Raw genomic sequence first — 10,692 nt, 5'->3', positions numbered from 1 at the left:
GTGCTGGTCCCCTCAGTGCAGGTTGGGCTGATTGCCCATGCCTTTTTCGTCAATCATGTGCCCGGTGCGGAACCGGTCAAAGCGATAGGCGGTTGCGGTCGGGTGTGGCTCATCCCGTGCCAACAGATGCGCAAAGCAATAGCCAGACGCCGGGGTCGCCTTGAACCCGCCATAACACCAGCCGCCATTGAAATAGAGCCGGTCGATTCCGGTCCGGTCGATGATGGGCGAACCATCCATCGACATGTCCATAATGCCGCCCCACATTCGCAGCAGACGCGCCCGGCCGATCATCGGCATCAGCGCCATGCCGCCTTCGCAGACATCCTCGACCACTGGCAGATTGCCGCGCTGCGCGTAGGAGTTATACCCGTCCAGATCGCCGCCAAAGACCAGGCCGCCCTTGTCGGACTGGCTGACATAGAAATGCCCCGCGCCAAAGGTGATGACACCGGGTAGAACCGGTTTCAGACCTTCCGAGACAAAGGCCTGCAAGACATGGCTTTCGATCGGCAGGCGTATCCCCGCCATGCCCATCAACCGCCCCGAATTGCCCGCAACGGCACAGCCGACCTTGCCCGCGCCGATAAACCCTTTCGAGGTCTCGACACCCAGACATGTGCCGTCTTCGATCCGAAACCCGGTCACTTCGCAGTTCTGGATGATATCGACGCCAAAACTGTCGGCTGAGCGCGCATATCCCCAGGCCACGGCATCGTGACGCACGGTGCCGCCGCGCCGCTGCGCCAGACCACCTTTGATCGGGAACCGCGCATCGTTGAAATTCAGAAAGGGATATTCCCGGCGCACCTGATCGGCATCCAGCAATTCGGCATCCGCGCCGTTCAGGATCATCGCATTGCCCCGCCGGGTAAAGGCGTCACGCTGCGCATCCGTATGGATCAGATTGATGATCCCGCGCTGGCTGACCATCGCGTTGTAGTTGACGTCCTGTTCCAGACCCTCCCACAGTTTTAGCGAGAACTCATAGAACGGCTCATTCCCGTCCAGCAGATAGTTTGAGCGGATGATCGTGGTGTTGCGCCCGACATTGCCACCACCGATCCAGCCCTTTTCGATCACCGCCACGCTGCGCTGACCATAGACCTTGGCAAGGTAGTGCGCCGTGGCCAAACCATGACCGCCGCCGCCTATGATCACGATGTCATACTGCGGCTTGGGTTCAGGGTCGCGCCAGGCTGGCTTCCAACCTTTGTGGCCGGTAAGCGCCTCTTTGATGACTTTGAAGCCAGAATATCGCATGGATCGGACCTTTTTCGCCAGATTCCACGCAAATCATTTGAATTGATACTCTCAAATCCGACATCGATAGCGTTGAATCAGACCTGAAGGCCGGCGAATTCACAACGCCTTACGCGTTAGCGCCAAGCAGCAAGACCTGGATGTCCGCAACATTGGTCCCGGTCGCGCCGGTTATCAGAAGGTCACCTGACAGCGTCAGCGCCTTGTAACTGTCGTTGTTTGCCAAAAGGGCGGCGGGGTCATGCCCTGAAGCGCGGATTCGGCCGAACGTCCCGGCATCCACAATCGCACCCGCTGCGGGGGTGGGGCCATCGCGTCCATCCGTGCCGCCGCTGAGGAATACCCAGTTGCCGGGTATTGATCGTCCCTCCGCCAGTTGGGCCACCCGCAGTGCCAATTCCTGATTGCGCCCTCCGTGCCCGGAGCCTTGCAAACGCACAGTAGTCTCACCACCAAACAGCAGAGCGACTGGACGCTCAACAGTTGCGGACGGGATTGCTTGCAAAATCTTGTCTGCGGCATCTGACACGTCACCGATCAACGCGTCAGAGGCAATTTCGGCGCGGCAGGTCTGCGATGCACATGCATGTGCCGCTTCAAGGCTGATCGTGTTCGATCCGATCAGGTGATTGGTTGCCTCAGGCGCTATGGCCTGTTCAGGAGTGCTTTGTTCCAGATGGGCGCGGGCAGATTTTGGTAACCGATGCCAGATACCGGCCTCGATGCAGGTTCTGCGGGCGTCGGCGCGGCTTCCGATTGGAAGGGCGGTCGGTCCGCTGGCAACAGCGCGCAGATCATCTCCGATCACATCCGACAGGATATAGGCCGTGACCGGGGCAGGCGAGCCGTGTCGCAAGAACCCTCCGCCCTTAACTCGGCTCAGGTGCTGACGCACAAGATTCATCCGCACGATGTCGAGCCCGGAGGACAGCAAAACCTCGTTGACCGTGATTTTGTCTGACAGGGTCAACCCTTTGACAGGCGCGGGAACCAAGGCCGATCCCCCGCCCGAGATCAGCGCAATGATCTGATCTTCCTCACGTGCTGCCTTGAGCAGTGCGATGATCTGTCTCCCGGCTTTCAGTCCTCGTTCGTCCGGGACGGGGTGCGCGCAATTCAATACGGTCGCTCCGTCCACATTGGTCTGGTTTTCGGCATGTGTCACGGCTAGGGCGATGTGGTCGCCCTGAACATGTAGCAATGCCTCTGCCATCATGGCAGGCGCAGCTTTTCCAACAGCTATAAGGATGCTGCGCCCGCCCTGTTTTGGTGCGGGAAGCGGTGCCGTTCGCAATTGTCTGCGCAGCGAATCTGCCGGATCTGCGGCGGTGACCGCCGCAGCGAAGATGGCTGCGGCTCTATCCCACAGATTTATTGAGGATTGCCCGGTCATAGTTCGCTCATGCGGCAGCGATCTGACCCGCCTTTTCGACCAATACTTCCGCCTGACGGATCGAGGCATAGTCAATCAGGCGACCATCCAAAGACACGGCGCCTTTGCCGGACGCTTCGGCCTCGGCCATTGCTACAAGAATGCGCTGAGCCTTGTTCACTTCGGCATCCGAAGGAGACATAACCTCGTTCGCCAACGCAATCTGGCTGGGGTGAATTGCCCATTTGCCTTCACATCCCAGAACAGCCGCCCGCTTGGCCGCCGCGCGATAGCCGTCGGGGTCCTGAAAATCACCAAAGGGGCCATCAATCGGGCGAAGGCCATTGGCACGGGCTGCAACAACCATTCGGGCCAGCGCATAGTGCCACATGTCGCCCCAATGGGACAGGCGGCCACCGTCCGCATCTGCGTCGGTCAGAACGGAATAGTCAGGGTTCACGCCACCGATGATGGTCGTCCGCGCCCGGGTCGAGGCTGCATAATCCGCAACACCAAAATGCAGGCTTTCATTTCGTTTGGAAGCCGCCGCGATTTCGCTGACATTCTGCATCCCCAGCGCGGTTTCGATGATGTGTTCGAACCCGATACGCTTCTTGTAGCCCTTGGCGTCCTCGATCTGGGTCACCAGCATGTCTACCGCATAAACATCAGCTGCAGTGCCGACCTTGGGAATCATGATGAGGTCCAGCCGCTCTCCGGCCTGTTCGACCACATCCACCACATCGCGATACATGTAATGGGTATCAAGCCCGTTGATCCGCACCGACATGGTCTTGTTGCCCCAGTCAATATCGTTCAGTGCCTGAATGATGTTCTTACGGGCCTGTTCCTTTTCGTCAGGTGCGACGGCATCTTCGAGATCAAGGAAGATGACATCCACGTCCGATTGTGCAGCCTTTTCGAACATGCCGGGCTGGCTGCCCGGTACGGCCAATTCGCTGCGGTTCAGGCGGGCAGGGGCTTGGTCAATGGAATGAAAGCTCATGGGTTAGGGTCCTTCGTCTTACAGGTTCGGGTAGATTGGGAATCTGGCGCAGAGGTCGGCGACCTCGGCTTTGACCTTTGCCTCGACGGCGGCGTTGCCGTCTTCGCCGTTGGCGGCCAGACCGTCGACAACCTCGATGATCCAGTCGGCGATCTGGCGGAATTCGGTCTCGCCGAAGCCACGGGTGGTCCCGGCGGGGGAGCCCAGGCGGATGCCGCTGGTGATGGTCGGCTTCTCGGGGTCAAACGGCACGCCGTTCTTGTTGCAGGTGATATGCGCACGGCCCAGGGCCTTCTCGGTCGCGTTGCCCTTGACGCCTTTGGGACGCAGGTCGACCAGAACCACATGGGTGTCAGTGCCGTGGGTCACCGTGTCCAGACCGCCCTTGATCAGCTGATCCGACAGCGCCTGTGCGTTGGTGATCACCTGCTGGATATAGCCTTTGAACTCGGGCCGCAGCGCCTCGCCAAAGGCCGCGGCCTTACCTGCGATCACATGCATCAGCGGGCCGCCCTGAATGCCGGGGAAGATCGCCGAATTCACTTTCTTGGCGATATCTTCATCATTGGTCAGGATCATGCCGCCACGCGGACCGCGCAGGGTCTTGTGCGTGGTGGTCGTCGCCACATGCGCGTGCGGGAACGGACTGGGATGTTCACCGGCTGCGACCAGACCGGCAAAGTGCGCCATGTCCACATGCAGATAGGCGCCGACCATGTCCGCGATCTCGCGCATACGAGCAAAGTCGATCTGGCGCGGGATGGCGGAACCACCGGCGATGATCAGCTTGGGGTTATGCTCTTTCGCCAGCGCCTCGACCTGATCGTAGTCCAGCATGTTGTCCTGCTTGCGCACGCCATACTGCACGGCGTTGAACCACTTGCCCGACTGGTTCGGACGCGCGCCGTGGGTCAGGTGACCGCCGGCATCCAGGCTCATGCCCAGAATGGTGTCACCAGGCTGGATCAGCGCCTGAAACACACCCTGGTTGGCCTGGCTGCCCGAGTTCGGCTGAACGTTGGCGAATTCGCAGCCGAACAGCTGCTTGGCGCGATCGATGGCCAGATTCTCGGCGATGTCGACATACTGGCAGCCGCCATAGTAGCGGCGTCCGGGATAGCCCTCGGCGTATTTGTTGGTCAGAACCGAGCCCTGCGCCTCCATGACGGCGGCAGAGACGATGTTCTCGGACGCGATCAGCTCGATCTCGTCGCGCTGACGGCCCAGCTCGGACGTGATCGAGCCGAACAGCTCGGGGTCACGATCCGAAAGGGACTGGGTGAAAAAACCTTGAGTGCGTTGCGGGGCGTTCACGTTGAAACCTCCTGAAAAGGGTTAGCCGGTCCAGCCGAGGCCAGCGGAAATGGCGTTCATGGATTGCAGCAAAGGCACAGGTACCGATCCTGCCTGCGGCTCGCTTCGGGCTTGTCGCAGCAGTTCGACTTGCAGCGCGTGAATGCGGGCCAGTTCGGCCCGTTTACGATCAAACCGCTCACACAGACGAGGAAAACGGTGACCGATGGTCTGACCGCCGGTCAGAAACTGCACTGCGCTGCAGGCACTGTCGTATTCCGTTTTGATAGCCCGCGAGATGCGTTGAGAAGTCTCCGCATCGGGGACCAATTCGCCGTATTGTGCGGCGATATCCATATCCGCCTGATAGAGCGATTTTTCCATCTCATCGACGGCGAGGCGGAACAGGCGAGAATCATTGAACATGTCCTGCAGCACTTCATCACCTCGCGCGCCACGGAATTTACGAAAGCTGGTCATGGCGGCGCCAAACCCGTACCAACCGGTGATCAGGTGACGGTTCTGCGACCATGCAAAAACCCATGGTATGGCCCGCAGGTCATCCAGACTGGCTGCGCCGAACCTGCGGGTCGGGCGGGAGCCGATTTTCAGGCGGGCAAGTTCTTCGACCGGGCTGGCTTGCTGGAAATAATCCAGAAAGCCCGGCATCTGAAGAAGCGAGACATAAGCCATCTGAGACAGTTCCGACAGGGCATCCAGCGCGTCGTCGAACTCGGGCCGGGCAGGGGTTTCGCCGGGGTTGGCTGTATGGCGCAGCGTGCTTGAAAGCAGCAATTCTAGATGCGCCGCAGCCGTACCGCGGTTAGCATATTTGGTCGAAACAACCTCGCCCTGTTCGGTTACGCGCAATCGCCCGGCAATTGTTCCGCTGGGTTGCGCGGCAATGGCGCGTCCGGTAGGTGCGCCGCCCCGGCTGACCGAGCCGCCGCGACCATGAAAAAATGTGGCCTTAAAGCCTTGCGAGGCCAGTGCCGACACGATCCGGCGTTGGGCACGCTCCAACTCCCATGTTGAGCAGAAATAGCCGCCATCCTTACCGCTGTCCGAATATCCCAGCATCACCTCGATTACGTTACCGTCAGTTTTGAGGCTGCGGCGGGCGAGCGGAACGCCCAGAACATCCAGCAGGATCGCCGGGGCGTTGCGCAGATCGGCAATCGTCTCAAACAGCGGAACCACCGAAATATCCAGTGTTTCGGACCCGAACCCGGCATAACGGGCCAGCAGGTAGACGCCGAGAATATCATCGGCAGAACAGGTCATGGACAGGATGAGCGGGCCGATTGCCTTGGGATCTGGCCCTGATCGCACGTTATGGACCAGCGCCAGAAGGGCGAGCAATTCCTGTGCCTGATCGCTCAGTGCATCGCGGCTTTGATGAGGCAGGTTCTGATCCGCCAGTTCGGTTCGCAAACGGGCAGACCATTCGGCCGTGCCATAGTCCGGAGCCTGCCCGGATTGTGACCAGATTTCGGCCAGAACATCGGTTGTGACGGTCGAATTCTGACGGATATCCAACGTTGTGGTTCGGAACCCAAAAACCGTCGCAGCTCGGCGCAGGGGGCGGATATGTCGTCGCGCCAGAATATCGGCATTGACCGCGCATAATGCGTTATCAAGCGCATCAAGATCGCTCACGAATTGTGAGATGTGATCATAGCCGCCATCTGTCAGCCGATGGCGAATGGCATTGAGAGCTTGCCGAAACGGTTCGTTCCGATTGCGGCCAGCGTCCGGAAACCGGTCGATTATTTCTTGTATTCGCGCCCTGTTGAGCTCGGGCAGCGGCAATATGAGTGCACTTATACTCAGCCTGCTTGCAGCCCGATCAAGGGCCTGACGGTAAAGGTCAAGAACCGTTTCACGCCCGCGTTGCAAGGCCAGCGCGGTCGTCTCGGTCGTGACATTCGGATTGCCGTCCCGATCACCGCCGATCCAGCTGTGAAAGCGGATATCGGGTGTTTCGTTCAGTGTCTGGCCCAGCACATGCAGGCAGGCCTGATCAAATCGATCCATTACCTGCGGGACGGCGTCAAAGATTGCATCCCGGAAAAATTGCAACCCCCATTCGATTTCATCGTGCAGGCTTGGGCGCGACAGTCGAAGTTCACCCGTCAGCCACAAAAGATCGATCTCACCCTCCAGACCATTCAGCAAATCGGCGCGTTCGGTCGGGGTCCAGCGTTGGGTTTCAAGACCGACGAGGTTGCGGTAAATCCGACGGTGAATTTCCAGAACAGTGACCCGTTTGGCCTCGGTCGGATGCGCGGTCAGGGTGGGACCTGCACACAGATCAGCGGTCAGCTTTTCCGTCTGGCGATCCGTCAGGGACAGGTCAGACAATACCTCGGCGAATCCGCCTTCGACCGCTTCGGCCCCGCTTTGGGTCTCGGTCAGGCGACGGTCCCGGACTTCTGCGTTTTCGTCAATGATGCGCAAAAGTTGGAACCAGATCGACAGGGCCTGTAGGTAGGGCGTTGCTTCAGGACCGGTGGGGATGGGTTGCAATGGCGTGGCCTCGGCCCAGGTCGCTACATGGGGCGCCCGTTTTAGCAAAATGTTCCGCCACAACACCCGCAATTCCGAGCGCAACCCTTCGGCATAATTCGAAGGTTCCGGGGTGGGTGGAATATTTCGGGCCAGCGCTTGCATCAGATCACCTGATCCCGCGGAGTGCGGCCTGCAAAAAAATCGCCGAGATTGTCGAGTACGCGGAACCCCATGGCTTCGCGGGATTCGCGCGTGGCGCTGCCCAGATGGGGCAACATCACCAGACTGTCGCATTGCAACAGGTCCGGGCTGATCCGGGGCTCGCCGTCAAAGACATCCAGTGCCGCGCCGCCGATCGTGTCGAACATCAGCGACTGTACCAAAGCGTGCTCGTCCACAACTTCGCCGCGTGCGGTGTTAATAAGGAATGCGTCAGGCTTCATCAGGTCGAGCCTGCGCCCATTGATCAGGTGCCGGTTCGTCGATCCTCCGGGGCAATGTAGCGAGACGAAATCACATTGTGGCAGCAAATCATCGACCGTTTCGACCTGCGTAGCGTTAAACTGCTTCAGTACCTCGGCTGACACTGCGCTGCGGTTCTGAATCACAATTTTCATGCCAAAGCCGTGATGCGCGCGCCGCGCCATTTCCTGCCCGATCCGTCCAAAGCCGATAATGCCAAGCGTCTTGCCGCTGACCTTCGTACCGACAAGGTGGGTCGGGCGCCAACCGGACCAGTTTCCAGCGCGCAGTTCGCGCTCGCCTTCGCCAGCGCGACGGGCAACCATCAGCAGCAGCGTCATGGCCAGATCGGCCGTACATTCGGACAGGACGTCCGGTGTATTGGTCACGGTCATCCCAAGATTGCGCGCCGATGGTTCGCAGATATGGCTATATCCCACGCCATAATTGGCGAGGATTTTGGTCTGTGCTGCGGGAACGTCCAGCGCTTCGGCGCTGAGCGTGTCCGTAACCGTGGGCAGAACCGCGTCATAGCTTTTCAGCGCATCGCGGATTTCGGCCGGGGACATTGGTTTGTCCCCGGTATTGAGCACGGCGTTGTAGTTCTCGGTCAACTGCGCTTCGACCGCAGCAGGCCAACGACGGGTGACAAGAACCGAAGGCTTAACCATCACGCAGCCTTTCCCATGACACGGGCGATCGTCTCACCGATGACAGCAGGGTTTTCGGCAACGGTTACTCCGGCGGCGGACAGAATCTCGACCTTTTCCGATGCACTTTCACCAAAAGCCGAGATAATCGCACCGGCATGGCCCATAGTCCGCCCTTTTGGCGCGGTCAGACCAGCAACATAGGCAATGACGGGTTTCGAGATGTGATCGCGAATGTATTCAGCCGCTTCAGCCTCTTGCGGCCCGCCGATCTCGCCAATCATGGCAATAACTTCGGTGTCCTCATCCCACTCAAAGCGTTCGAGTATATCACGGAACGAGGAACCGTTGATCGGATCACCTCCGATGCCGACGCTGGTCGAAACTCCGATACCGCGTTCTTTCAACTGAGCCGCAGCCTCATAGCCAAGCGTCCCCGAGCGGCCAATGATGCCGACATTTCCGGGCAGGTAGATATGCCCGGGCATGATCCCCAACAGAGCTTTGCCGGGACTGATCGTTCCGGCGCAGTTCGGGCCGGTCAATACCATACGCTTGTCCTTGGGATAGCGATACATGTAGCGTTTGACGCGGATCATGTCCTGAGCCGGAATACCGTCGGTGATGCAAACGCAATAGCGGATACCCGCATCTGCGGCTTCCATGATCGAATCCGCCGCAAACGGGGGCGGGACAAACACAAGGCTCGCATCCGCGCTGGTGCATTCAACAGCCTGCTTGACTGTGTCAAATACGGGCACACCCTCGACGGTTTCGCCACCTTTTCCGGGAACGACGCCGCCGACTACGTTGGTGCCATAATCCAGCATATCCTTGGTATGAAAGCGCGCCATACGTCCGGTGATGCCCTGAACGATTACGCGAGAGTCGCGGTCGAGAAGAATGCTCATTATACAGCCCTCACCTTGGTGTTTTGTGTCAGATCGTTCCGCCAGGCACCCACCGCCCGTTCGGCGGCTTCCATCAGCGTAGTGGCTCGGATGATCGGCAGGCCGGATTTGGCGAGGATCTTCTGACCCTCTTCAACGTTGGTCCCCGCAAGTCGCACAATGACAGGGATGTCGATCTCCAACTCGCGCAGCGCCTGTACGACGCCTTCGGCGACCCAGTCACAGCGGTTGATACCGGCAAAAATGTTGACCAACACTGCCTGAACGTTCTTGTCGGACAGAACCAGTCGGAAAGCCTTGGCGACACGTTCCGGCGAGGCGCCGCCGCCAATGTCGAGGAAGTTCGCAGGCTCGCCGCCCGCCAGCTTGATCGTGTCCATCGTGGCCATGGCCAGACCTGCACCGTTCACGATGCAGCCGATATTGCCTTCAAGGCCCACATAAGACAGCCCCCGGTCCGCGGCACGGCTTTCGCGCGGGTCTTCCTGACTTTTGTCTCGCAGTTCGGAAATCTGGGGATGACGGAACAATGCGTTGTCGTCAAAGCTCATCTTCGCATCCAGCGCCAGAACCCGGTCGTCGCCAGTGACGACCAGCGGGTTAATCTCAACCATGGTCGCGTCCAGTTCGTTGAAGGCGGCATAGCAGCCCTGCAACGTGCGAACCATTTGCTGCACCAGACGGGGTTCAAGGCCCAGATTGAAAGCGATCTCGCGGGCCTGAAACTCCTGCAGTCCAACGGCTGGTTCCACGATTGAGCGCACGATGCTGTCAGGGCGTTCGGCGGAAATCTCTTCAATCTCCATTCCACCTTCCGAGGAGGCTACGATCATGACCCGCTGGCTGGAACGGTCCAGAACGAAACCCAGATAAATCTCGCGATCGATCGGCACAGCGGATTCGACATAGACACGATAGATGCCCTTGCCTTCCGGTCCGGTCTGGTGGGTCACCAGTTTGCGGCCGAACATCTCGTCGCAGGCCGTATGTATCTCATTTTCGCTGTTGCACAGCTTGACGCCACCCGCTTTGCCGCGGCCGCCTGCGTGGACTTGTGCTTTGACAATCCACTTGTCTCCGCCAAGCTCTCGGGCGCGATAGGCTGCCTGTTCAGGGCTATAGGCCAACGCGCCGGACGGTATGGCAACACCGAAGTTCGAAAGAACTTCCTTCGCCTGATACTCATGAATATCCATCTGCATTCCTCCCGTTTATGCAGTGCGT

At 59.3% G+C, this 10,692-nt stretch carries 8 protein-coding genes; all 8 read right to left on the bottom strand.

The window, feature by feature from the left end; genetic code table 11:
- Positions 1-12 precede the first annotated feature (12 nt).
- Positions 13-1,263, bottom strand: a complete 1,251-nt coding sequence (locus ACR3E4_RS18480; RefSeq protein ID WP_480536478.1) for a sarcosine oxidase subunit beta family protein — start codon at positions 1,261-1,263, stop codon at positions 13-15.
- A gap of 109 nt (positions 1,264-1,372) precedes the next feature.
- Positions 1,373-2,656 (bottom strand): glycerate kinase type-2 family protein, encoded by a 1,284-nt coding sequence (locus tag ACR3E4_RS18475; protein ID WP_480536479.1) that lies wholly within the window; start codon positions 2,654-2,656, stop codon positions 1,373-1,375.
- Between the two features lie 7 nt (positions 2,657-2,663).
- Positions 2,664-3,641 (bottom strand): HpcH/HpaI aldolase/citrate lyase family protein, encoded by a 978-nt coding sequence (locus tag ACR3E4_RS18470; RefSeq protein ID WP_480536480.1) that lies wholly within the window; start codon positions 3,639-3,641, stop codon positions 2,664-2,666.
- 18 nt (positions 3,642-3,659) lie between these two features.
- Entirely contained in the window at positions 3,660-4,955 is a 1,296-nt protein-coding gene (gene glyA / locus ACR3E4_RS18465; protein ID WP_480567132.1) for a serine hydroxymethyltransferase, read from the bottom strand.
- 21 nt (positions 4,956-4,976) lie between these two features.
- A complete protein-coding gene (locus ACR3E4_RS18460) occupies positions 4,977-7,607 on the bottom strand; it encodes a phosphoenolpyruvate carboxylase (protein ID WP_480536152.1) in 2,631 nt (876 codons plus the stop codon).
- Positions 7,607-8,578, bottom strand: a complete 972-nt coding sequence (locus ACR3E4_RS18455) for a 2-hydroxyacid dehydrogenase (protein WP_480536150.1) — start codon at positions 8,576-8,578, stop codon at positions 7,607-7,609. Before ACR3E4_RS18455 ends, ACR3E4_RS18460 begins: the two co-directional genes overlap by 1 nt.
- Positions 8,578-9,468 carry a succinate--CoA ligase subunit alpha gene (gene sucD / locus ACR3E4_RS18450; RefSeq protein WP_480536148.1) on the bottom strand — a complete coding sequence of 297 codons (891 nt, stop codon included), beginning with the start codon at positions 9,466-9,468 and terminating at the stop codon, positions 8,578-8,580. The genes ACR3E4_RS18455 and sucD overlap by 1 nt, the downstream gene beginning before the upstream one ends.
- A complete protein-coding gene (locus ACR3E4_RS18445) occupies positions 9,468-10,664 on the bottom strand; it encodes a malate--CoA ligase subunit beta (protein WP_480536146.1) in 1,197 nt (398 codons plus the stop codon). The genes sucD and ACR3E4_RS18445 overlap by 1 nt, the downstream gene beginning before the upstream one ends.
- Positions 10,665-10,692: the final 28 nt, after the last annotated feature.

The sequence above is a fragment of the Ruegeria sp. AP11 genome, from assembly GCF_056535865.1.
This window is presented reverse-complemented; position numbering and strand designations above follow the sequence as displayed.

What these genes read in the sequence shown, in the direction of transcription:
- ACR3E4_RS18480 (WP_480536478.1), bottom strand. Translation starts at nt 1,263, where the DNA reads ATGCGATATTCTGGCTTCAAAGTCATCAAAGAGGCGCTTACCGGCCAC.
- ACR3E4_RS18475 (WP_480536479.1), bottom strand. Translation starts at nt 2,656, where the DNA reads ATGACCGGGCAATCCTCAATAAATCTGTGGGATAGAGCCGCAGCCATC.
- ACR3E4_RS18470 (WP_480536480.1), bottom strand. Translation starts at nt 3,641, where the DNA reads ATGAGCTTTCATTCCATTGACCAAGCCCCTGCCCGCCTGAACCGCAGC.
- ACR3E4_RS18460 (WP_480536152.1), bottom strand. Translation starts at nt 7,607, where the DNA reads ATGCAAGCGCTGGCCCGAAATATTCCACCCACCCCGGAACCTTCGAAT.
- ACR3E4_RS18455 (WP_480536150.1), bottom strand. Translation starts at nt 8,578, where the DNA reads ATGGTTAAGCCTTCGGTTCTTGTCACCCGTCGTTGGCCTGCTGCGGTC.
- sucD (WP_480536148.1), bottom strand. Translation starts at nt 9,468, where the DNA reads ATGAGCATTCTTCTCGACCGCGACTCTCGCGTAATCGTTCAGGGCATC.
- ACR3E4_RS18445 (WP_480536146.1), bottom strand. Translation starts at nt 10,664, where the DNA reads ATGGATATTCATGAGTATCAGGCGAAGGAAGTTCTTTCGAACTTCGGT.